21 protein-coding genes are annotated in these 21579 nt (G+C 65.6%); 10 read left to right on the forward strand and 11 right to left on the reverse strand.

Annotated features, from left to right (window positions below; genetic code table 11):
- Nucleotides 1–259: 259 nt before the first annotated feature.
- Nucleotides 260–1114, forward strand: a complete 855-nt coding sequence (locus ACPEES_RS18830) for a hypothetical protein (RefSeq protein ID WP_435105143.1) — start codon at nucleotides 260–262, stop codon at nucleotides 1112–1114.
- 2 nt (nucleotides 1115–1116) lie between these two features.
- On the opposite strand, the gene ACPEES_RS18835 is transcribed toward ACPEES_RS18830, so the two are convergent.
- The 3 genes from ACPEES_RS18835 to ACPEES_RS18845 all read right to left on the reverse strand — a co-directional run bounded on the left by ACPEES_RS18835 (nucleotide 1117) and on the right by ACPEES_RS18845 (nucleotide 3707).
- A complete protein-coding gene (locus ACPEES_RS18835) occupies nucleotides 1117–2058 on the reverse strand; it encodes a pirin family protein (RefSeq protein WP_435105144.1) in 942 nt (313 codons plus the stop codon).
- Between the two features lie 89 nt (nucleotides 2059–2147).
- Complete coding sequence (gene ycaC / locus ACPEES_RS18840) at nucleotides 2148–2765, reverse strand: isochorismate family cysteine hydrolase YcaC (RefSeq protein ID WP_435105146.1); 618 nt, start codon at nucleotides 2763–2765, stop codon at nucleotides 2148–2150.
- Between the two features lie 72 nt (nucleotides 2766–2837).
- Nucleotides 2838–3707, reverse strand: coding sequence for a pirin family protein (locus tag ACPEES_RS18845; protein WP_435105147.1), 870 nt, complete (start codon nucleotides 3705–3707; stop codon nucleotides 2838–2840).
- A 124-nt stretch (nucleotides 3708–3831) separates the two neighbouring features.
- Between ACPEES_RS18845 and ACPEES_RS18850 the strand changes: the two genes are divergently transcribed.
- Nucleotides 3832–4770, forward strand: a complete 939-nt coding sequence (locus ACPEES_RS18850) for a LysR substrate-binding domain-containing protein (protein WP_435105148.1) — start codon at nucleotides 3832–3834, stop codon at nucleotides 4768–4770.
- Nucleotides 4771–5009: 239 nt separating this feature from the next.
- Entirely contained in the window at nucleotides 5010–6860 is a 1851-nt protein-coding gene (locus tag ACPEES_RS18855) for an ABC transporter ATP-binding protein (RefSeq protein ID WP_435105149.1), read from the forward strand.
- 4 nt (nucleotides 6861–6864) lie between these two features.
- On the opposite strand, the gene ACPEES_RS18860 is transcribed toward ACPEES_RS18855, so the two are convergent.
- The 7 genes from ACPEES_RS18860 to sigJ all read right to left on the reverse strand — a co-directional run bounded on the left by ACPEES_RS18860 (nucleotide 6865) and on the right by sigJ (nucleotide 12019).
- Nucleotides 6865–7491: a LysE family translocator gene (locus ACPEES_RS18860; protein ID WP_435105150.1), complete on the reverse strand. Its 627-nt coding sequence runs from the start codon at nucleotides 7489–7491 to the stop codon at nucleotides 6865–6867.
- A gap of 129 nt (nucleotides 7492–7620) precedes the next feature.
- Nucleotides 7621–8517 (reverse strand): complex I NDUFA9 subunit family protein, encoded by an 897-nt coding sequence (locus ACPEES_RS18865; protein WP_435105151.1) that lies wholly within the window; start codon nucleotides 8515–8517, stop codon nucleotides 7621–7623.
- A gap of 85 nt (nucleotides 8518–8602) precedes the next feature.
- Entirely contained in the window at nucleotides 8603–9124 is a 522-nt protein-coding gene (locus tag ACPEES_RS18870) for a CHRD domain-containing protein (RefSeq protein WP_435105152.1), read from the reverse strand.
- Between the two features lie 217 nt (nucleotides 9125–9341).
- Nucleotides 9342–9758: a CBS domain-containing protein gene (locus tag ACPEES_RS18875; protein ID WP_435105153.1), complete on the reverse strand. Its 417-nt coding sequence runs from the start codon at nucleotides 9756–9758 to the stop codon at nucleotides 9342–9344.
- 98 nt (nucleotides 9759–9856) lie between these two features.
- On the reverse strand, nucleotides 9857–10309 hold the full coding sequence (locus ACPEES_RS18880; protein ID WP_435105154.1) for a hypothetical protein: 453 nt from the start codon (nucleotides 10307–10309) through the stop codon (nucleotides 9857–9859).
- 292 nt (nucleotides 10310–10601) lie between these two features.
- Nucleotides 10602–11045 carry a carboxymuconolactone decarboxylase family protein gene (locus ACPEES_RS18885; RefSeq protein ID WP_435105156.1) on the reverse strand — a complete coding sequence of 148 codons (444 nt, stop codon included), beginning with the start codon at nucleotides 11043–11045 and terminating at the stop codon, nucleotides 10602–10604.
- A gap of 110 nt (nucleotides 11046–11155) precedes the next feature.
- Complete coding sequence (gene sigJ, locus ACPEES_RS18890; protein ID WP_435105157.1) at nucleotides 11156–12019, reverse strand: RNA polymerase sigma factor SigJ; 864 nt, start codon at nucleotides 12017–12019, stop codon at nucleotides 11156–11158.
- A 496-nt stretch (nucleotides 12020–12515) separates the two neighbouring features.
- Between sigJ and ACPEES_RS18895 the strand changes: the two genes are divergently transcribed.
- From ACPEES_RS18895 to ACPEES_RS18910, 4 genes are all read left to right on the forward strand, one after another.
- On the forward strand, nucleotides 12516–13844 hold the full coding sequence (locus ACPEES_RS18895) for a hypothetical protein (RefSeq protein ID WP_435105158.1): 1329 nt from the start codon (nucleotides 12516–12518) through the stop codon (nucleotides 13842–13844).
- 235 nt (nucleotides 13845–14079) lie between these two features.
- A complete protein-coding gene (dctP, locus tag ACPEES_RS18900; protein WP_435105159.1) occupies nucleotides 14080–15231 on the forward strand; it encodes a TRAP transporter substrate-binding protein DctP in 1152 nt (383 codons plus the stop codon).
- Nucleotides 15232–15306: 75 nt separating this feature from the next.
- Entirely contained in the window at nucleotides 15307–16398 is a 1092-nt protein-coding gene (locus tag ACPEES_RS18905; protein ID WP_435105160.1) for a TRAP transporter small permease subunit, read from the forward strand.
- A 10-nt stretch (nucleotides 16399–16408) separates the two neighbouring features.
- The gene (locus tag ACPEES_RS18910) at nucleotides 16409–17773 is read left to right on the forward strand and encodes a TRAP transporter large permease (protein WP_435105161.1); all 1365 of its coding nucleotides are present in this window, start codon (nucleotides 16409–16411) and stop codon (nucleotides 17771–17773) included.
- Between the two features lie 9 nt (nucleotides 17774–17782).
- Here ACPEES_RS18910 and ACPEES_RS18915 read toward each other — a convergent pair whose 3' ends face one another.
- Nucleotides 17783–18475: a hypothetical protein gene (locus tag ACPEES_RS18915; protein ID WP_435105162.1), complete on the reverse strand. Its 693-nt coding sequence runs from the start codon at nucleotides 18473–18475 to the stop codon at nucleotides 17783–17785.
- 228 nt (nucleotides 18476–18703) lie between these two features.
- Between ACPEES_RS18915 and egtB the strand changes: the two genes are divergently transcribed.
- The 3 genes from egtB to ACPEES_RS18930 all read left to right on the forward strand — a co-directional run bounded on the left by egtB (nucleotide 18704) and on the right by ACPEES_RS18930 (nucleotide 21557).
- The gene (gene egtB / locus ACPEES_RS18920; protein ID WP_435105163.1) at nucleotides 18704–19996 is read left to right on the forward strand and encodes an ergothioneine biosynthesis protein EgtB; all 1293 of its coding nucleotides are present in this window, start codon (nucleotides 18704–18706) and stop codon (nucleotides 19994–19996) included.
- Nucleotides 19996–20952, forward strand: a complete 957-nt coding sequence (egtD, locus tag ACPEES_RS18925) for an L-histidine N(alpha)-methyltransferase (RefSeq protein ID WP_435105164.1) — start codon at nucleotides 19996–19998, stop codon at nucleotides 20950–20952. The genes egtB and egtD overlap by 1 nt, the downstream gene beginning before the upstream one ends.
- A gap of 119 nt (nucleotides 20953–21071) precedes the next feature.
- Complete coding sequence (locus ACPEES_RS18930; protein ID WP_435105165.1) at nucleotides 21072–21557, forward strand: peroxiredoxin; 486 nt, start codon at nucleotides 21072–21074, stop codon at nucleotides 21555–21557.
- Nucleotides 21558–21579: the final 22 nt, after the last annotated feature.

Consider the following 21579-nt stretch of genomic DNA (forward strand, 5'->3'; position numbering starts at 1 on the left):
GGGCGGATGGAGCGCAGCGCAATCCGCCATTTGCATGATGATGGACTTCGCTGCGGCTATGTCCACCCTACGCGAGCTGCGCCGTAGCGGACCCGCCGGCAATCCGGCTCGCGACGTAGCGACGCCCGTTTGCGCCTGCACGCCGTCGCGATTGCTACGACGCGGCCGCCACGCTATCGGATGAGACAGGCGAACGGGTACCGGGACGGCGGCGCCCCGCATTCAGCGGTAAGCGTCATCCACGGCGGGGGAACGTGCCATGGGCGGGATCTATCACCTCACGTGGGCCATGACCGAAGCCGAGCGCAATGACCGCGTCCACGCCGGCGGGATCCTTGTATTTCGCGGCTTCCGCGCCGTCGGCGAGCTGATCGACATGCTACGCACGCTCTGCCGGCAACACCTGGGCAATGACCCGGAACACGCCCACCAGCGAATGACCCAATCGGAGCTCGACGCTGCGGCCGACGCCCTGGACCGAGCCGTGGCGGGCAATGCGGCAGTCGCCAACACGCTCAACACCGCGTTCTCAGCGATCGGCGTCGATCTCGACTGCACCTACGGTGACGGCGTGAAACAACGGGTGCTCGTCCCACACGGGCGCAGCGACCGGGGCAGCGTCGCGCCCCTTGCGGCCCACCGCGACACCTGGGGCAGCAACGTCATGTGCCAGACGAACTGGTGGGCACCGGTCTTCCCCACCACTCCCGAACGCACCATCGCGTTGTTTCCCGCGTACTTCGAGCGCCCGGTGCCGAACGATAGCGCCGGCTGGGACTTCCGCGAGCTGCTGCGCCACCGCAAAGCCGGGCAGCCGGACAACGACTACCCTGTGCTACCGCTCGCCACCGTCCCGCCGCCGTGGACCGACGCCGTGCCCATCAGTCTCGTCCCCGGAGATCTTATGTGCTTCTCCGGCGCCCACCTCCACGCGAGCGTCCCCAACACCACCGACCGCTGCCGCCTGTCCTTCGAAACCCGCACCGTCAACGCTGACGACGTAACCGCCGGCCGGGGCGCGCCCAACGTCGATGGCGCGCCGGTGCGTACGACCTATCAGCTATTCCGAAACCTCATCACCTGCGAGCGGCTGGGTGAATTGGCTGAAGCCTGACGCTAGACCCTCCACGGCAATGGCGGTGGCATCAGGGGCTCGCCATCGTACTGCGGGATGCTGCCGAAACGCTCGCTCCCGACCTCCCAATCGCGCTGGGCCTCGGCGATCTCCGCCTTGCTGTGACCGACGAAGTTCCACCAGATCAGGATCTCCTCGCCCAAAGGTTCGCCACCGACGAGAATGACCCGGCCATCCGCCGGCAAGTCCAGCGCGACGCCGTCGCGACCGCGTCCCAGATAGGCGAGCTCGTTGGCCGCGAAGGTATCGCCCTCGATCCCGAGCTCGCCGTCCAGGGGCAACAGTGCATACTCGAAGTCTTCGCGCAGCGGCAGCTCCAGGGCGCTCGCCCGCCGGCTTGTCATATCCAGGCCCACCAGCGGCGAAAAGCTGAGCGCCGGTGCCCGATAGCCGCCATACTCGCCGGTGAGAAGCGTGAGCTCGGTGCCCTCCTCCCGCCAACGCGGCAACTCCGGGTAATGGTCGAAGCGCGGTTCGGTATGGCGATCAGCCTCGGGTAGCGCAATCCACAGCTGGGCGGCATGCAGGCGAGACTCGCCGGACCGCGACTCCTCGGTATGGCTGATGCCTCGCCCTGCGGTCATCACGTTGACCTGGCCGGGGCGAATCACCTGCTCGTTACCCAGGCTGTCCCGGTGCAGCACTTCCCCCTCGATCATCCACGTGAACGTCTGCAGCCCGATATGCGGATGGGGGCCGACGCACAATCCCGGCGAATTGCCTTCGAAGCTCGCCGGCCCCGCGTGATCGAGAAAACACCACGCCCCCACCAGGCGACGCTGGCGCGAGGGCAGCACCCGATTCACGGGAATGCCGCCGACATCGGCGGTACGCGGCGAGACGCGCTGGACCTGGCGCCGACCGTCGATTACCGGGCACCCCAGGGAAGACGCGAGCTCACGGTCTCGGATGAGGGTGCTCATGGGACGCTCCTTCCGCATTGACCAAGGGCGGGTCTCGCCCCCGCGAGGCGCTGCTGTCAGCATAGCCCCGGGGGCCGAGCCCGACTGCATCAGCTATGCTGCGCATAACTCTGCATCAGGTTCGCGTAGGCAGGGAGGTGGCTGGACAGCAGGCCACCGAAACCCTCGATATCGTTGCGCCAGTCGCGATGGAGCTCACAGCCGACACCGAACCAGGTCATCAGCTGGGCACCGGCTTGGGACATGCGATCCCACGACGCATCGCGAGTCGTCTGGTTGAAGGTACCGGAGGCGTCGGTGACCACGAAGACCTCATAGCCCTGCTCCAGGGCGGAGAGCACCGGGAAGGCCACGCACACTTCGGTGACCACGCCGGCGATGATCAGTTGCTTCTTGCCGGTGGCCTTGACCGCAGCGACGAAGTCTTCGTTGTCCCACGCATTGATCTGGCCCGGACGCGCCAAGTAGGGAGCGTCGGGAAATGTCTCCTTGAGCTCGGGCACCATGGGACCGTTGGGACCATCCTCGAAGCTGGTGGTGAGGATGGTGGGGATATCGAAGAACTTGGCGATATCGGCCAGTGCCAATACGTTGTTCTTGAAGTCGTCCGGACTGAAGTCGCGCACCAGCGACAGCAAGCCGGCCTGGTGGTCGACCATCAACAGGGCCGCATCGTCTTTGTCGAGTCGGTTATAGGTGAAAGACATCGTCGATCTCCTCTTCACGGCTGGCTGGAATAGCCCGGCTGGCGGGCGTACACGACAGCGACTGGCATGCCGCTAATCGTTCAGAACGCCGTACTTCCCGCGCTGGAAGTCAGTGACGGCGTGATGGATCTCCTGCAGGCTGTTCATGACGAACGGCCCATGCCCTACGACCGGTTCATTGATCGGCTCACCGCTCAACAGCAGCAGCTTGGCGTCGCTATTGGCGGCCACATGCAGCTCGTCGCCGTAGCGCTCGAAACAGACGACGCTACCGTCGCGCACGATTTCGTCGCCATTGACCAGAACCGTGCCCCGGAGCACCACGAGCAGCGTGGTGTGACCATCCGGTACCGCCAGCGCGGCGTCACCGCCCGCCTTCAAGCGCACGTCCCACATGTTGATCGGCGTGAAGGTACTCGCTGGCCCCTGGGAACCACGGTAGTCGCCGGCCACCACACGCACCCGCCCGGCCGAGCCGTCCGTCGGAACACTGGGAATCTCGGCATCGAGCAATGTCTGGTAGGCCGCCGGTGCCGACTTATCGCGAGCCGGCAGATTCACCCACAGCTGCACCATCTCCAGGGTGCCGCCACGCTCGGTGAAGGCCCGGGAATGGAATTCCTCGTGGACGATGCCGGCGCCGGCGGTCATCCACTGCACGTCGCCCTCGCCGATCCGACCACCACTGCCGGTGGAGTCCCGATGCTCGAGCTCACCTTCGTAGACCAGGGTCACCGTCTCGAAACCACGGTGGGGATGCGCCCCCACGCCCCGCGGACGCGTCGCCGGCGTGAAATCGAACGGCCCGGCATGGTCGAGCAGCAGAAAGGGCGTGATGTGCTCGGCACCCATCCGGTCATAGGTGAACAGGGAACGTACCGGAAAGCCATCACCGACCCAGTGGCCGCGTGGTGCGCTGTATACGCCCTGAATTCTCTTCATGGTGAGGCTCCTGCTTCGATCGATAGCGGCACGTTTGCCGCCGATGCGAGAAGCCTAGTAAGGGAACACTGTGTACACTAGATGACAGAATTCGCACAGACCGTTCCATACGTAGAACGCCTCTATGCAGGACCTCAACGATCTCTACTACTACGTGCAGGTGGTCGACCATGGCGGTTTCGCGCCCGCCGGTCGCGCGCTCGGCATTCCTAAATCGAAGCTGAGTCGACGCATCACGCTGCTGGAGAACCGTCTGCAGACCCGGTTGATCAACCGCTCCACGCGCCACTTCTCCGTGACCGACCTCGGGCGGGCGTACTACCAGCACTGCATGGCGATGTTGGTGGAGGCGGAAGCCGCCGAAGAGCTCATCGAGCGCAATCGCGCCGAGCCTCGCGGCCTCGTCCGGTTGAGCTGCCCGCCAAGCGTGATGCATTACCTGATCACGCCGCTGCTGATCCGTTTCATGGACCGCTACCCACGCGTGAACGTCCATGCGGAAGCCACCAGCCGACGGGTGGACGTGGTCAAGGAGAGCTTCGACCTGGCGATTCGCATTCGGTTTCCGCCCCTGGAGGACAGTGACCTCACGATGAAGGTGCTCTCCCGCAGCCCCCAGAGGTTGATGGCGGCACCGAGCCTATTCCACGAACGCCCGTTACCGAACTCGCCCGGTGACCTCAATCAACTTCCGAGCCTGGATTTCGAGCAGACCGACAAGCAGCACGTCTGGCACCTGGATGGCCCCGATGGCGTCACCGCGGACATTCGCCACCAGCCGCGGTTGGTCACCGACAGCGCGGAAACACTGCACCGGGCCGCCTTGCAAGGCATGGGCGTAGTGAAGCTGGGCCTGCTGGTGGGCGGACGGGACCTTAGCAATGGCAAGCTCATCGACGTCCTGCCCGGATGGGAGCCGCGGGGCGGCGTCCTGCATGCCGTGTTCCCTTCCAGACGCGGGCTACTACCCTCGGTAAGAGCCCTATTGGACTTTCTCGACGAGAACATTGATGAAGAGGACTTTACAACGCCGCAATCTGTTCCGGCATTGTCTCCCCGCTAACGCGACATCTACGCGCGAACGGAGCGACTCCGCTATCGACACCCGAATCGCGTGACCGCGAGGGAACCTTAGAACAGCAGCGATGAGCAACACAGACCGCGCAACGTGCGCCGCCCACTTCGTAACTTGACCCGGGTGGCATCGCGCGCCGACGCGAACGGTGCGGGTTGCGCCCATACATTCGAAGGAAGGCCGTCGCACCCGCGATTGCGATACCGGCGAGAGCATCGACGACGACCATGAGCTCCGCACAGGCCGAGACGGCATTCACCGACGTCCGCTCCCCTCTGCGCCGGTTCCTTGGCGTGTTCAGCTACAGCCGCCGCGCCGTGACGCTCGTGTGGACGACGAGCGCCGCGCTCACCGTGGTGCTCGCCGTGGCGACACTGGTCGCCGGCGTTCTGCCGGCGGCGGCGGCGTATGTTGGCCAGCTCATCGTCGACAGCGTGGTAGCGGCGATGGAGACCGTGCGCGCTGGCGGCGAACCGGCTTTGGTGGCGGTGTTGTCACTCGTCGCACTGGAAGGCGTGATCATGGCCGGCGTCGCGGCCGCGCAGCGGGCCATCTCCACGGTGCAATCACTGCTGCGCGCCCTCCTCGGCCAGCGGGTGAACGTGATGATCCTCGAGAAGGCGCTCACCCTCCAGCTCGCCCACTTCGAGGACTCGGAGTTCTACGACAAGCTCACCCGGGCCCGGCGGGAGGCGTCGAGCCGGCCGTTGAGCCTGGTCACCAAGACATTCGGACTGCTCCAGAACGCCATCTCGCTGGTGAGCTACGGCGTGCTGCTGATCGGCTTTTCACCCTGGGCAGTAGTGATCCTGCTCGTCGGCGGGCTGCCGCAGTTCTTCTCCGAAGCGAAATTCTCCGGGGACGCCTTTCGCCTGTTCCGTTGGCGCTCGCCGGAGACACGCAAGCAAATGTATCTGGAGACGGTCCTCGCCCGGGAGGACAGCGCCAAGGAAGTGAAGCTCTTCCAGCTCGGCCCGCTGCTGCTGGAGCGTTACCGCGGCATCTTCGACCGCCTCTACCGCGAGGATCGCAATCTCACCCTGCGCCGCGATCTCTGGGGATTCGGCCTCGGCCTGCTGGGCACCGCCACCTTCTACGCCGCTTATGCCTGGATCGTGTACGACACCGTCATGGGGCGGATAACCCTGGGCCAGATGACCATGTACCTGCTCGTGTTCAAGCAGGGCCAGGGGGCGGTGAGCGCGAGCCTTTCCGCCATCGGCGGCATGTACGAGGACAACCTCTATCTCTCGAATCTCTACGAATACCTGGAGCAGCCCGTTCCCCGCAGCCGCGGCCATGCAAGCGAGGGGCCCCGGCCCGGTGACGGCGTGCGCTTCGAGAACGTGAGCTTCACCTACCCTGGCTCGGAGACGCCGGCGGTGCAGCACATCGACCTCCATATCCGTCCCGGCGAAAGTCTGGCGCTGGTCGGGCAGAACGGCTCTGGCAAGACCACGCTCATCAAACTGCTGACGCGCCTCTACAGCCCCACGGAAGGCCGTATCCTCCTCGACGGGCTCGATCTGGAACAATGGCACGAAGACACTCTGCGCCGGCGTATTGGCGTGATCTTTCAGGATTTCATGCGCTACCAGATGCTCGCCGGCGAGAATATCGGCGCGGGCGACGTCGAGCGCTTCGGCGACCGGTCACAATGGCGGGAGGCCGCCGCCAAGGGCCTCGCGGCGGATTTCATCGACACACTGCCCGAGGGCTACGAAACCCAGCTCGGGCGCTGGTTCCAGGGCGGGCGCGAGCTCTCCGGCGGGCAGTGGCAGAAAATCGCCGTGGCACGGGCGTTCATGCGCAGCCGCGCCGACATTCTCGTGCTCGACGAGCCCACCGCCGCCATGGACGCGGAAGCGGAGGCTCAGGTCTTCGAGCGGTTCCGGGAGATGACCCACGAGCGCATCGCCATTCTCATCTCCCATCGCTTCTCCACCGTGCGCATGGCGGATCAGATCATCGTCATGGAGGAAGGCCGCATCGTCGAGCGCGGCGACCACGACACGCTCATGGCCGCCGACGGAATCTACGCGCGCCTTTTCTCACTGCAGGCGGCGGGTTACCGGTAACTTGCTACGCTCGCGACAATGCGAGCCTCGCTCCCAACGCAATCATGACCGAACCCAGAACCCGGTCCAGCCACCGAGCGAGCGCCGGGTTGTCACGGACCAGTCGCGTCACCCGGGCAACCAGCGCAACGAATGTCAGCTCGACCACGATGCCCACCGCAATGACGGCGACGCCGAGCAACAGCAGCTGCATCGGTACCGGTCCGGCGTCCGCCCGGACGAACTGCGGCAGGAACGCCATGAAGAAGACCGCGACCTTGGGGTTCAACACATCGATCAACACCCCTTGCCTGAAAGCCTCGAAAACGCCCACCCGGTGGGCTTCTCCGCGGGCCGGGACGGCCACACGCGTGCCCGCGGAGCGTAATGCCTGTATCCCCAGATAGATCAGGTAAGCGGCGCCGGCATATTTCACGAGCATGAACGCCGTCGCCGATGCCATGAGGATCGCGGATATTCCCAGTGCTGCCGCCAGCACGTGGACCAGAGCACCGGTCGCGACACCGAGCGACGAGGCGATGCCGACTTTCATGCCGTGGGCGGTCGTGCGGGACAGGATGTAGATCAGATCGGGTCCCGGGGAGATGTTGATCAAGAAGGCCGCGAACACGAACGCGAGCCAATAATCCATATCACCCATTCCTTCGTCCGAATCCCTGCTGCGCGGGGTGGCGGAGAAGCATGAAATACCGCTTCACCGACCACAACCCCCAACCGGGTTTTGCTTCCCCGGATCGGTCGGCAGAAACGATTGGCCCCATCAGCCGCCCCCGTTCAGGCAAGTCGGCAACAACGCCGCCAGGGATGCAGGCTCTATGTCCAGAGACGCGAAAGACTCGGCACCCGCAGAGACGACGTTGTCCCGGCTCATCAGGATAACCTGGTCACGGGTAATCGGTGGGTTGGGCAGCAGCCCGGCAACGCCGGCGGCAGCGTGCCACAGTGAGAACGGCACCGGCATCAGCGCTCGGCATCGGCGGCGGTGGCGCAGGACCATGGCGACGATCTCGCGGTAGGTGTAGACCTCCGCACCGCCGAGCTCGAACACACGCCCGGCGCTGGCAGAGTGTCGCTCGATAGCGGCCCCGACAGCTGCGGCCACGTCTTCCACGTGGACGGGTTGCAGTCGGGTCGAGCCCCGGCCGAACAGGGGCAAAACCGGCAAACGGGTCACGGCGTCGAGGGTGGCAAGGAACGCATCGTCGCGGCCGAACAACACGCTCGGGCGAAGAATCGTGGCGTTCGGGAAAGCCTCCCGGACGGCGCTCTCGCCACGTCCCCGGGCTGCAACATAGCGCGACGTCGACCGCGGATCCGCGCCGATGCCGGAGACGTGCGCGAGCGCGCCCACGCCGGCAGCCGCCGCAGCACGGGCCACTCGCGCGGCGCCGTCCACGTGGATCGCGTCGAAGCTCAATTCGCCACGTTCGACGTAGAGGCTGACCGCGTTGACCGCTGCGTCTGCACCGCTTAGCGCCTGCGCCACGGCGTCGTCATCGCGTACGTCCGCACTGACTCGCTCGATGCGGTCGCCGAACGCGGCAAATGCAGCCCGCGAGGGTCGGCGCGCGGCCACCCGAACGGTCTCGCCCGCGCGAACTAGACACCGCACCACCGCGCGGCCGAGAAACCCGGTACCACCGAAGACAGTGATCACTGCGTACTACCGGAATTGGGGAAGGCTGCCCCGGGACGGAGCGTTACCTGCGCTGCGCCGCGGGCCAACCGGTTCCCCACCGCGCCTACGGTTGATTGCCGAACCCGCGCCCCAGTTGCCCGCGGATCTCTCCTGCCGGGAACGCCGCGGTGTGGACGTTTACATAGGTTACGCCGGCATGAAGCGCCGCAAGCACCTCATCGAACTCGCCGGGATCGATGCCCTGGCCGCTCGGGCCGATCACGTCATCGGCCCCGATGACGCCGTTCACGCTGCCCCCGGACGGCGGGCATGCCGGCGTGCCCGCCGGGCCACCGACGTTGGTACAGAGGAACACGCTCACCCCGCCGTTGGTGCCGGCGGTGCCGAGGTGAATGTGGGCCTGCAGGACGTCGGTCGCGAGGTCGGCATACGAAAGGGTGTACTGGATCATGCCGCCGCCGACGGTGGCGACGAATTCGCCGCTGCCGGAGCTCGAGATTGCAGGCACCTCGGCGAAACCGCCGAGCTCGGTCTTGAACTGCCCTTGCGCCAGAACCGGCATGCTGAAGGCCATCCCAACGACCAGGGCACTAACCGCCATGGCGAATCGTTGTCGGTGTCGCATCGCATATCGCCTCCCGCCGTTGTTCCCGACGCACACCGCGCCGTCGTTCGAGCATAGTTCACTGCATGCGTGACCGTGGCCCGTTCGCAACACGGACACCGGCTCGACGACGAGCGGCAACGGCGAATCCGCACAGGGAGGCGGTGGTGCGAGGCGGTTCGTACTGCGCCGGCCGCCTGAGGCGGTCCGGCGCTGAAAGGCATCGCATCAATCGCGATCAGTGATGGCCAGAAACCGCGGCGGCGAACTCGCCGCCGAGCTCGTGGGGCACCGCGTGGGAGACGTCGCCCAGGCTGAGCATGCCGACCATGCGCTTGTCGGCATTGATCACGGGCAGCCGCCGGAGCCGGTGCTGCTCCATGAGGTGTACCGCGTCATCGACCGAGTCGTCTTCCCAGCAGTACTGGATGCCCTCGGTCATTACGTCACGAGCGGTCAGGGCCGCGAGATCGCGGCGTTCCGCGATGCCGCGGCAGACGATATCCCGGTCGGTGACCATGCCGACCAGTCGGTCGTTCTCACCAATGGGGATGGCCCCCACGTCCTTCTCACGGAAGAGTTTCGCGATCTCCACGATGGGTGTGTCAGGATCGCACCATTCGACGCCGCGATGCATGGCTTCGCCTACTTTCATCTCTCGGCCCTCCTGCTATGGAAGTGCATTGACCAGTATAGCGATGGCCGCCACCCCCATCGGGGCAAACCGGGGTCCTCCGGACCACAGGTGCCCGGTCACCCGACCGGGACCACGAATTCGAAGCTCGCGACAAGCACGCGATGGGCGCGGTCGAGGCTCACGAGCAACGCCTCACGGAACAACCAGTCGCTGTCGTTGCGGGGTTCGCCGGGTAGGTAGAGCTGAGTGGTGAGCACCCGCCGCCGGGGTGCGGCGATCTTCACGTGGTAGTGGCGGGTTCGACTTCCGTAGTAGCCCGGACGAATGGTCTCGAATCGATAGCTGCCGTCCGTGCCGGTACGAACGTGACCGCGATACCGATAGCCACTGTTGTCGTAACGTCCCAAGTCGTCCGCGTGCCAGAGGTCCACGACAGCACCGGCAACAGGCTGGCAGCGAGTGTCGACGACCCGGCCGGTGAGCGTAACGGCGTCGCCGGAACCGTCGTCCCGAAAATCGGTCTTCTCCGGAGAGTCGGGGGTATAGAAAGGGCCTTCGGTCAGGGACACCGTGACGCCACCCTCCTCGCACGCCGGCGTAAGTGCTGCCCTTGCCCCTGGTACGAGGGCTCCCAGCCCACCATGGACACCAACCCACAGGGCACCGACAGAGGACACAGCTGCGGTGACCACGCGCCGGCGGCTCCATTTCCCATCCATCATGTGAAAGCCCTCGCCGCTGCCCATGCCACCAACGGACCGCGCTCTCACAGTCTAGTCGTAACGGACATCGGCGGCATCGCCGTTCACCCCCCCCGGCCCTACGCCAGCGCGGGCCGGGGGAGCAAGCCCATCACCGGCATCAACGCGGGGGCATGAGCCCAAACCCCCGTGAGACTCGATTCCAGGCATTCATGGTGGTGATCGCGAAGGTGAGATCCACCGCCTCCTGCTCGTCGAAGTGCTCGCGTAGCGCGCAGTAGCAGTGCTCGGTCGGACCGTCTCCATGCAGACGCGTCAACGTCTCGGCCCACCGCAGCGCGGCACGTTCGCGTTCGTCGAACAGCGGACTGTCAGCCCATGCCGCCAGCGTCGCCAGACGCCGGGAATCCTCGCCGCGCTCGATCAGGGCAGCAGTATGCTTGTCGAGGCAGAACGCGCAGCCGTTGATCTGCGAGATTCGCAGATTGACGAGCTCTACCAACGCCTCCGGAATACTGCAGCCCTCCAGGTAGGTGTTGATGCTCAGCATCGCATGATAAACCCGCTGGCCGAGGCGCGGAAAATCCACTCGCGGTTCGGTCATCGTCGGTCTCCTTGCGTTTTCGTGGTGCAATCACCGCATCCGGTGCTTGCCCTGGTGCCCTGCACCAGGACACCAGGTAGACGCAGAAGCCCTAGGACTTGTGACAGTGCTCAACCGTGAACGAGCTTCACCGGGTTGAGCACGCTGTAGATCGCGTGAATCCGCGAGCCGTCGGTGATGAAGTACGCTGCCGCCTCCAACCGCCCCGCCGACCGGCGTACCAGTCCGGGCAGACCGTTGATCGACGCCGGTTGCCAGTACTGCCTGCCACCACCTCGCCGGGCGATGGCGTAGAACAACCACGATACCCGCTCCGCGCCCCGCAACGGGCGCAGAACCGCGTAGACCCGTCCTCCGCCATCGGAGGTGAAAGCGACATCCTCCGCGAACAGGCGCTTGAGACCCTGGCGGTCGCCACATGCAGCCGCTTCCATGAAAGATCGCAACAACCGCTCATGCGCCACCCGGTCAACGCGACGAGCGCGATCGGCATCCCCAAGGCGCCCACGCGCACGACTGACCAGCTGCCGGCACGCTGTCTGCGTTTTCCCCAACACCCCCGCGATATCCGCATAGGCGTATTCGTAGACCTCGCGCAGCAGAAACGCTGCCCGTTCCTGGGGACCGAGACGCTCGAGCAGCGTGAGGTAGGCAAGGGACAGATCATCCATGAGCTCCAGAGTCGCCGACGTCGGATCCATGCGACCGACATCCACCAGAGGTTGCGGCAACCACGGCCCGGTATAGTGCTCCCGCGCCCGCCGTGCCGCTCGAAGGCGATCCAGTGACAACCGTGTAACCACTGTCGTGAGCCACGCTTTCGGGCTATCCATGTGCGTCCCCTCGGCCCTCGACCAGCGCAGGAACGCTTCCTGGACCACATCCTCGGCATCCTCGCGCATACCGAGCATACGGTAAGCGACCCCGAACAGATGCGCCCGGTGGCGCTCGAAGTACGTCGCGCTCTCGTCCAAACGAACGGTCCTCCCGTTACTACTAATCCGATCACAGGTAATGCCACGTGTCAGAGCGCTTGTGCGAATCGGCTGCCAGGCGCGCGAGCGAAGGCGTGGCAAGGCTCACGTCGAGTGAGCGCAACGCCGCCAGCCGAATCGCACAAGCGCTCCCTTCGGGCGAGGCTGTCGGGCGCTCTCGCGGCGTTGCTCGTCGCTCATGTAGCGCTTGCTACACCACGCGCCTCGCGCCTTGCGAGAACGCCCGACAGCCTCGCTGACATGTGGCATTACCTATGATCGGATTAGTAACTTTTTCGACCCTATGGACAGAGACGTTCACGGACCCGATTCTGTGACAGCGTCATCGTCTCGACCGCGCAATGTGCACCCAGATTCGCTACGGTTGTCAGTGACGTCCAAACGTTTCGCACGACGAACAAACAATAACCAAGGCAGGCCATTCGCAGTCAGGCTTGCGAACGGACTGACCCGCAACTCGTAAGGAGACCCCGCCATGAAGGCACCGTGCGTAATCACCGGCGCGCTTTCGCTCATGCTGGTCGGAACGGCAGCGGCCGCCGAGCAGGACGGCCCGTATCCCGACTTCGGCTTCGACCCGCCCGCAAGCTACGACGGACCGCTGTTCCAGCTCAGTCAGGATTTTCCGGATAAACCACCGGAGAAGCTGCCCGCATTCTTCGACAAGCTGCCGGAAAGCTTCGACGCGGACTTCGAAACCTGGCAGGCGTACATCGAAGCGGCGGGCGAGTACTGTCTCGAAGGCAATGTGGCCGCGAACTGGCGCGTCGAGGACAACAGCGCGCGCGACTGGTACCACATGCCCTGGCAGCATTACGGCGAGAGTGCCCGGGAGTTCATCCACGGTCTCACCAAGGAGGCACCGATCCAACCGCGGCAGCTCGCCATCACCCAGACCGACCCGGGGGTGACCTACGCGGTGGGCATATTCAACGCCTTCGGCGGCTATGCCCTTGGCAAGGTCTGGGCCGACCCGCTGAACCCGGATCCCAGCGTGGTATCGGCGCCCAACAGCTTTCCCAACGGCACGGTGATCTGCAAGCCGCTTTTCGTCGACATCGCCCCGGCGGAGGTGCCCTTCCTGCACAACCCCGTGCAGTGGGACGCCTACATCGTCGACTCGTTCAGCTCCAATGACCGTTCCGTCGGGACGGTGAGCCTCATTCAGATGGACTTCGCGGTCCGCGACGAGCGCGTGCCGGAAACCGGCTGGCTGTTCGGCACGTTCCAGTACAACGGCGAGCACAACCCCGGCGGCGGCTGGGACAACCTGGTCCCCCTCGGCATCCAGTGGGGCAACGACCCGGAGGTGACCAGCAGCACCTATACCAATCCCACTCCGGTGCGTACCGAGATCAACCCGGAGCTCGAGCAGAGCGTCATCAACCCGGGCGATGGGCTCCCGCCGACCCACCTGGGCTGGAACGCGCGCATGGTCGGCCCGGTGGACAACCCGAAGGCGTCATGCATGAGCTGTCACATGACCGCGGAGTTCCCGCAGGTATCGCCGATCAACCCGACCTTCCTGCCGCCCGGGAAGGCACCCAAGGAGGGCTCCAAGGCGTGGATGCGGTGGTTCGGTAACCTGCCCGCCGGCGAGCCCTTCGACAAGGGCGCGATTTCCACGGACTACAGCCTTCAGCTCTCCGAGGCGCTGCAGAACTACTACCAGTGGCGCTGCCTCGAGTCGGGCTACTTCGCCGACGGCGACAAGACCGGTCAGTGGCTGGGCGATAAAGCACCGCAGATCTGCCGCGACATCGAGCGCAGGACCCACAGCCTGCTGCGCAACCAGGCGCAGTAGCCGTTGACCGCCGGGCGGCCGCCACGGCCGCCCGGGACCCTCCCCGCCCAGCGCCGGCCGCCGGCGTCACTGGCGGCGTCACGCCGTCTCATCTATACCAACTGTTACAACGATACCGAATTCTTACCGGAGTCCTTATCACGCATGGGACGACGGCCGCGCAGGCGGGGCGACTCCCCACCCGATCCGCCGCCGGTATCGCCGTCTCGGCACCCAGCCGAGGAGGAATGTCGCCATGTCCGACACAAAGCCGCATAAACCCCTGTCCGGCACGGACGCCCCGCAATCGCCGCAACGCCGCAAGGTGCTTCAGGGCGCGGCCGCCGCCAGCGCCGTAGCGGTGACCGGTGCCCCCTGGATCCGTGATGCGCGCGCGGCGGAGACCACCACCTGGCGCATTCAGACCTCGTGGCCCGGCGGCATTGGCCTGGATATCTTCACCGACTGGTGCGAGAGCATTATCGAGAAAACCGGCGGTGAGCTGGAATTCCAGCCTTTCGGCGCCAACGAAGTAGTCGGCGAGTTCCAGCTATTCGATGGCGTTCAGCAGGGCGTGCTCGAGGCGATGAACCCGTTCACCCTGTACTGGGCCGGGCGCATGCCCGCCTCCGTGTTCCTGAGCTCCTACCCGCTCGGGCTGCGCAATCCCCATGAGTGGGACGTCTTCTTCTACAGCCTGGGCGGGCTCGAAATCGCCCGCGAGCTCTTCGACCGCGTCGACATGCACTACGTGGGCCCCATACAGCACGGCGCCAATATCATTCACTCGAAGGTGCCGATCCGTTCCATAGAGGACTTCGAGGGCCGCAAGATGCGCGTGCCCGGCGGCATGGTCGCCGAATTGTTCCAGGCCGCGGGCGCCAAGACCACGCTGCTTCCGGGCAGCGAGATCTTCCCGGCACTGGAGAAAGGCACCATCGACGTGGCCGATTACGTGGGTCCGGCGATCAACTACGCGCTCGGCTTTCACCAGGTCACGGACTACGTGGTCATGGGCCCGCCCGGTTTCCTGTCGATCTATCAGCCCGTGGACCTGATGGACCTCACCGTACGCAAGGACGCCTGGGAGGCGCTTTCACCGGCGATGAAGCGCTTCGTGGAGATGGAAGTGCATGTGTACTCCGATATGCACCACGCCAGGATCCAGAAGGCGGATCTGGATGCCTGGGAGCAATTCCAGGAAGCAGGCACCATCGTCACGCGCCTTTCCCAGGACGACGTCGAAGCATTCACCGAGCTCGCGGTGCCACGCTGGTTCGCCTGGGCGAACAAGGATCGCGATGCCGCCCGGGTCTTCAAGATACAGCTCGACTACATGATGTCGCCGCAGCTCGGCTACGTGACGCCGGACATGCTCGAGGGCCAGGCACTCGAGCACGACGTGTAGTGATCTGAATCGCGGCATCGCCGCATCCGCGGGCCGGCGCAATGCGTCGGCCCGCCCGCCACCGGGAGGGGGAGCATGCCGGGCATCGACTTCGTCCTGCCGCACTGGCTGTACTGGTGCACCCTCGTGGCGTTCCCGCTGATCGCCATGGCGCTGGTGGTGCGCGAGCGTCGCCACGGCCCGCCGGCCAGTGCCTCCTACCCCGTCGCATACCTGTTGTGGCTCACCGGCGGGTTCGTCGGCCTGCACCGCTTCTATCTGGGCAGCCTGCTCGGGGCGGGTTACATCGTGCTGTTCGTCGCCGTGCTGGTGGGTAACGTCCACACCCGCGACGCCCGCCTTGCACTCTCGGAGGCGAACAACGACATCGTTCGCGCGGAATTTCTGCTGGAGCGCGCCGTCGAGCGCCAGGGTGAGAATTCACAAGCGGCGGTCGAGGCGCAGCAGGATCTCACGCAGGCGAGACGCGAGCGCGCTGTCGCGCGTGACACGCACCAACGGGCGGGCATAGCCACCGGCGCGGTCGCGGGCGTGATCGCCGTGCTGCTGCTCATCGACGCCGTGCGCATACCGCCGCTGGTGCGCCGTCAGGCCCGAGTCCAACGCAAGCGGCCAGCCAGTGAAGCCGGGACGATTCGCGGCGAACAGGGCCCGCCTCCAGCCCCCGAAGGCATATGGGGACGCATAACCGCCGGCATCGACCAGCTCAGCGGTTTCACCGGCCACTTCGTCGCCTACTGGTCGCTTATCGCGGTGTTCGTCTACTACTACGAGGTGATCGCCCGCTACGTGTTCAACTCCCCCACGAACTGGGCCCACGAGGCCATGTTCCTGATGTTCGGCATGCAGTACGTGCTCGGGGGCGCGTTCACCCTGCGCGAGGACGGCCACGTGCGCGTGGATGTGCTCTACCAGTACCTGCCGCGTCGCGGCCAGGCAGTGCTCGACATCATCACCTCGGTTTTCTTCTTCATCTTCGTCGGCGCGATGCTCTGGACCGGCTGGCATTTCGCGCGCAACTCCATGATGTCCTGGGAAGTATCGTTCACCGAATGGGCCATCCAGTACTGGGTGGTGAAGCTCGCCATTCCGCTGGGCGCTTTGCTCGTCCTGCTTCAGGGCTTCGCCAAGCTGGTGCGTGACATCGCCACGGTGGCCAGAGGGTAGGGCCTGGCTTATGGGTCTCGAGATCGGCATCGGCTGGCTCACGCTCATCACCTTCGGCTCACTGGCGATCCTGCTCATGGCGGGCCTGCCGCTGGCGTTCGTCACCGGCGGCCTGGCCTGTATCTTCCTGGTGCTCTTCGGGACGTGGGAGACAATCAACGTCATTCCCTCGCGCATTTTCCCGATGATGACCAACTACCAGCTCTCGGCGATCCCGCTATTCATCTTCATGGCCTCCATGCTCGAGCGTGCCGGCGTCGTGGAACAGCTTTTCGATGCCATCTACCGCATACTCGGCGGCCTGCGTGGTGGGCTCGCCACCTCCACCATCGTGGCGTCCACCATCATGGCGGCTATGGCCGGCGTCATCGGCGCCACCGAAGTGACCATGGGCATTCTCGCCCTGCCGGCCATGCTCGCGCGGGGGTATGACCCGAAGATCGCCTGCGGCTCGATTCTCGCCGGCGGCACGCTGGGCATCCTGATTCCGCCGTCGATTCTCGCCATTCTCTTCGCGGTGGTCGCGCAGCAGTCCGTGGGCGAGCTCTTTCTCGGCGCGGTGCTGCCCGGGCTGCTGCTGTCAGGCATGTATATCGTCTACGTGACGGTGATGAGCTACCTCTACCCCGCCAAGGGTCCGCCACTACCGCCGGAAGAACGCATCACCGTGCGGGAAAAGCTGCTCCTGCTGCGGAATCTTATCGCGCCGATCCTGCTCATCATGCTGGTGCTCGGGGTGATCTTCTCCGGGATCGCGACCCCGGTGGAAGCCGCCGGCATCGGCACCTTCGGTGCACTGATGGTCTCCGCACTATTCCGACGGCTGACCTGGAGCGCGGTGCGCGACGCGGTGATTACCACACTGAAGGCCACGTGCATGGTGCTGTGGATCATCTTCGGGGCAACCATGTTCATCGCCTTCTACATCCTCGAGGGCGGTCAGGAGTTCGTCACCGCTGCTCTGGTGGGCTCGGGACTCGGCCCTTACGGCATCATCGCGGTGATGATGATCCTGCTCGTCGTGCTCGGCATGTTCCTGGACTGGGTGGGCATCCTGCTGCTTGCCGTCCCCATCTTCGTGCCCATCGCCAAGACGCTCAACTTCGACGGCCTGTTCGGCTTGCCCGGCGTGGCGCCTGCGGACGTCCCGCTGTGGTTCGGCGTCGTCTACATGGTGAACATGCAGATGTCGTTCCTCAGTCCGCCGTTCGGCTACGCGCTGTTCTACCTCAAAAGCGTGGCGCCGGCGGAAGTCACCATGGGCATCATCTTCCGTGCCGCGGGACCGTTTCTTCTGCTCCAGCTCGTCGGCCTGGTGCTGTGCATCCTCTTCCCCGAGCTGATCCTGTGGCTGCCGCGCCAGGTGTACGGATAGCCCCATGACTCATTCGGCACCCCCCTCGCCGTAGCGCATGGCAAGAGTCAAGCGACGACCACTGACATCGACCACGGCATGGAAAGGCCTGCGTTCGCTGGCCGCGAACCCAGGGGCACGCATGAGTATGAGCTCCCCCGGCTGTGCGGCAACCTGACGGGCCCCGCGCCCGGCCCGGTCATCACAGACCAGGAACCGCCCCTGCCCGGACAACACCAGTACGGCTACGAGGTATCGATAACGACGGTGGTCACGATGCGGGGTTATGCCGTAAGCCGCGTCGACATAACGTTGCAGGATCAGCTCGTTGAATGCGATGGAAGGAAACGGTGCCGGTTGCAGCTCACGGCGCGCCGCATCGAGCCACACGGCGACGGCGCCGGCGAGATCGTCGAATACCCCCGGGACCGTCCGGCAGACACCGAACGCCTGCCATACCCGGCGTCCGCCACTGCCGACCACGGGTGTCGCCGGCTCGTACCGGCACGCCTCGGCAAGCCCTGCCCAGTGGCGCCGCGCACCGGCCTCGAGTACCGGGACGGTCGCCGCGTCCTCGTCGGCAACCATGTGCGCCAGTGCCCTGACCAGCGCGTCGTGGCGACCATACGGCGCACGATCACTCGGCCCGCCCCGAACATCGCGCGGCAGGGTAACGCACGAGTGCGCGAACAGCGCCTTGTGCGCGGATACGGGGCTGCTCATGATATCGGCCTCCGCGACGTTGCCGGCTTCCGTCGTACCCTTCGGCCCAAGGAAACGCTGCTGAGCAATCCACGCGCGCTATCTCCCAGCGCCGGGCACTACGACCTATAGCAGTATCGGCGGTGGCATTCGATGCCGCCGGCCCCGGCCTGTCACATCCGCCCGCGGCGCCGCCTGCTAGGCTCAATGGGTGCGAACCACTGATTCGGACAGCCAGAGGGAAGAAGAATGCACAACCGCGCAGAGACGCCCGCGCCCGATCCCATGCGTCCAGCGTCCCTGGCAGATCGCTATGCGAACATCCGTGCCACCTCCGAGGCCATCTGCTCGCCACTGACCACGGAAGATCACGTCATTCAGAGCATGGCCGATGTCAGCCCGCCCAAGTGGCACCTGGCACACGTGAGCTGGTTCTTCGAGGCGTTCGTCCTCCAACCCTTCGCACCCGGCTACCGGGTATTCCACCCGCATTACGATTTTCTGTTCAACTCGTACTACGAAACCCACGGCACGCCGTACCCCCGTCCGAAGCGTGGCCTGCTGTCGCGGCCGACCGTGGCCGACGTCCACCGCTACCGCGCCCACGTGGATGACGCGATGCACGACCTCCTCGCCACGCTGCCGCAAGAGCATGCCGAGGAGATCGCCGCGCGGATCAGCCTCGGCCTCCACCACGAAGAGCAACACCAGGAGCTGCTGCTGACCGACATCAAGCACATACTCGGAACCAACCCGCTTCGGCCGGCCTACCGGGACGACCTTCCGGATCCGCCCGCCCAACCCGCCCGGGCACCGGCCTGGCTGGCATATGAAGGGGGCGTGCACGAAATCGGCGCCGCCGGGGATCACTTCACTTACGACAACGAGCGCCCACGTCATCGCGTCTACCTGGAAGACTTCCTCCTGGCCGACCGGCCTGTGACCAATGGCGAATTCCTGGCTTTCATCGCCGACGGCGGCTACCAGCGCCCGGAGCTATGGCTCTCCGACGGCTGGAGCACGGTCCAGGGAGCAGGCTGGCAGGCGCCGCTTTACTGGGAACGCATCGACGGCGCGTGGCACCACCTCACCCTCGCCGGCCTGCGGCCCGTCGACGAGAACGCACCGGTCTGCCACGTGAGCTTCTACGAGGCAGACGCCTACGCGCGCTGGGCCGGCGCGCGACTTCCCACGGAGGCGGAATGGGAGGTGGCCGCTGCCGAACAACCGGTCGCCGGCAACTTCCGCGAAGCGGGCTGGCTCCAGCCTGTCGCGGGACTGACGCGTGGCCGGGGCCCAAGGCAGCTCTTCGGCGATGTCTGGGAGTGGACCGGCAGCGCCTACCGGCCCTACCCCGGGTTTCGTACCCTGTCCGGCACGTTGGGCGAGTACAACGGCAAGTTCATGTCAGGGCAGATGGTACTGCGCGGCGGCTCCTGCGCGACGCCGGACGGCCATGCGCGGGCGACTTACCGTAACTTCTTCTATCCGGGTCAACGCTGGCAGTTCATGGGTTTCCGCCTGGCGGGGGAGACACAGTGATGGCAGTGCAGTTCCACGATTACCACCCGGGAAGCGCCTCGCTGAGGGAAGCCGCCATTGCCGGGCTGTCAGCGACGCCCAAGGCGATCGCGCCCAAGTTCTTCTACGATCAACGCGGCTCGGAACTCTTCGACGCGATCTGCGAACAGCCCGAATACTACCTCACGCGTACCGAAGAACGGATTCTCAAGGACGCAGCCACGGAGATCGCAGCACTCGCCGGCGGCGGCGCGACACTGGTGGAGCTGGGCAGCGGCGCCAGCCGCAAGGTTCGCCTGCTGCTGGAAGGACTGCGCCCGAGCGCCTATCTGGGCGTCGACATCTCCCGCGAGTTCCTGCTCGACAGCACCCGACGGCTCGCCGCCGACTTTCCCTGGCTGGAGGTACATGCCGCCTGTGCCGACTTCACCGCTGAGTTGCCGTTGCCGCATGTCGACACCGGCGGCGCCACACTCACCTTCTTTCCGGGATCAAGCATCGGCAACTTCGATCCCGCCCACGCGCAGACACTGCTTGCCGCCCTCGGCCGTCGGCTGCCGCCGGGCAGCGGTTTGCTGATCGGCGTGGACCTGATCAAGGATCGCGACACGCTGGAGGCCGCCTACAACGACGCCGCCGGCATAACGGCCGCGTTCAACCGCAACCTGCTGGTACGGCTGCGCCGCGAGCTGAACGCGGACATCGATCCGGAGCGCTTCGACCACCGCGCCCACTTCGACGCCGAAGCGGGACGCGTCGAAATGCACCTGGTCAGCCGCGGCGCGCAAACGGTGCATGTCGACGGCCACCAGTTCACCTTCGACGACGGCGAATCCATCCACACCGAGAACTCGTGGAAGTACTCGATCGAGGGCTTCCGCGAGCTCGCGCGCCGCGCGGGGCTGACCCCGAGGGCGCTGTGGACGGACGCCGACGAGCGCTTCAGCGTCCATTACCTGGAAACGGCGGCCGCATGAGGCCACCCCGGGCGTCGCGGCATTCCCGCGCGCGACGCCGGCCTGTTACCGTGAATGGCCGACGCCGCCGCCGGCGAGCCGGCGACATCAACCACCGCAATACCGGAGAGACGAACGCCATGACCATCGCAGTCGGCGATCGCATTCCCAGCCTCACGCTCAAGACCAACGGCCCGGACGGCCCCGCGGACGTCACCACCGACGAACTCTTCGGCGGCAAGCGGGTGGTCCTCTTCGCCGTACCCGGTGCCTTCACCCCTGGCTGCTCCAACACCCACATGCCGGGCTTCGTCGTCCATGCCGACGAGATTCTCGGTCAGGGCGTCGACGATATCGTCTGCACAGCGGTCAACGACGCCTTCGTGCTGGATGCCTGGCAGAAGGACCAGAACGCCGAGCGAATCACAATGCTCGCCGATGGCAACGCGGATCTCGCCCGGGCCCTCGGCCTGGATCTCGACGCGAGCGGCGGCGGCATGGGCACGCGCAGCAAACGCTACGCCCTGATCGCCAACGACGGCGTGGTGGAATACCTTGGCGTCGACACCAAGGGCGTGCAGGAAAGCAGCGCCGAGACCGTGCTCACCAGGTTAAAGGGCACGTAGCCCCAGGGCGTGTCGACGTCAG

Origin of the sequence: Arhodomonas sp. AD133, from assembly GCF_051195215.1 — a bacterium.
In the GTDB taxonomy this organism is placed as follows: domain Bacteria; phylum Pseudomonadota; class Gammaproteobacteria; order Nitrococcales; family Nitrococcaceae; genus Arhodomonas.

Excerpts from the sequence above, each read along its gene's own strand:
- ACPEES_RS18830 (WP_435105143.1), top strand. The coding sequence starts at position 260 with ATGGGCGGGATCTATCACCTCACGTGGGCCATGACCGAAGCCGAGCGC.
- ACPEES_RS18835 (WP_435105144.1), bottom strand. The coding sequence starts at position 2,058 with ATGAGCACCCTCATCCGAGACCGTGAGCTCGCGTCTTCCCTGGGGTGC.
- ycaC (WP_435105146.1), bottom strand. The coding sequence starts at position 2,765 with ATGTCTTTCACCTATAACCGACTCGACAAAGACGATGCGGCCCTGTTG.
- ACPEES_RS18845 (WP_435105147.1), bottom strand. The coding sequence starts at position 3,707 with ATGAAGAGAATTCAGGGCGTATACAGCGCACCACGCGGCCACTGGGTC.
- ACPEES_RS18850 (WP_435105148.1), top strand. The coding sequence starts at position 3,832 with ATGCAGGACCTCAACGATCTCTACTACTACGTGCAGGTGGTCGACCAT.
- ACPEES_RS18855 (WP_435105149.1), top strand. The coding sequence starts at position 5,010 with ATGAGCTCCGCACAGGCCGAGACGGCATTCACCGACGTCCGCTCCCCT.
- ACPEES_RS18860 (WP_435105150.1), bottom strand. The coding sequence starts at position 7,491 with ATGGATTATTGGCTCGCGTTCGTGTTCGCGGCCTTCTTGATCAACATC.
- ACPEES_RS18870 (WP_435105152.1), bottom strand. The coding sequence starts at position 9,124 with ATGCGACACCGACAACGATTCGCCATGGCGGTTAGTGCCCTGGTCGTT.
- ACPEES_RS18875 (WP_435105153.1), bottom strand. The coding sequence starts at position 9,758 with ATGAAAGTAGGCGAAGCCATGCATCGCGGCGTCGAATGGTGCGATCCT.
- ACPEES_RS18885 (WP_435105156.1), bottom strand. The coding sequence starts at position 11,045 with ATGACCGAACCGCGAGTGGATTTTCCGCGCCTCGGCCAGCGGGTTTAT.
- ACPEES_RS18895 (WP_435105158.1), top strand. The coding sequence starts at position 12,516 with ATGAAGGCACCGTGCGTAATCACCGGCGCGCTTTCGCTCATGCTGGTC.
- dctP (WP_435105159.1), top strand. The coding sequence starts at position 14,080 with ATGTCCGACACAAAGCCGCATAAACCCCTGTCCGGCACGGACGCCCCG.
- ACPEES_RS18905 (WP_435105160.1), top strand. The coding sequence starts at position 15,307 with ATGCCGGGCATCGACTTCGTCCTGCCGCACTGGCTGTACTGGTGCACC.
- ACPEES_RS18910 (WP_435105161.1), top strand. The coding sequence starts at position 16,409 with ATGGGTCTCGAGATCGGCATCGGCTGGCTCACGCTCATCACCTTCGGC.
- ACPEES_RS18915 (WP_435105162.1), bottom strand. The coding sequence starts at position 18,475 with ATGAGCAGCCCCGTATCCGCGCACAAGGCGCTGTTCGCGCACTCGTGC.
- egtB (WP_435105163.1), top strand. The coding sequence starts at position 18,704 with ATGCACAACCGCGCAGAGACGCCCGCGCCCGATCCCATGCGTCCAGCG.
- egtD (WP_435105164.1), top strand. The coding sequence starts at position 19,996 with ATGGCAGTGCAGTTCCACGATTACCACCCGGGAAGCGCCTCGCTGAGG.
- ACPEES_RS18930 (WP_435105165.1), top strand. The coding sequence starts at position 21,072 with ATGACCATCGCAGTCGGCGATCGCATTCCCAGCCTCACGCTCAAGACC.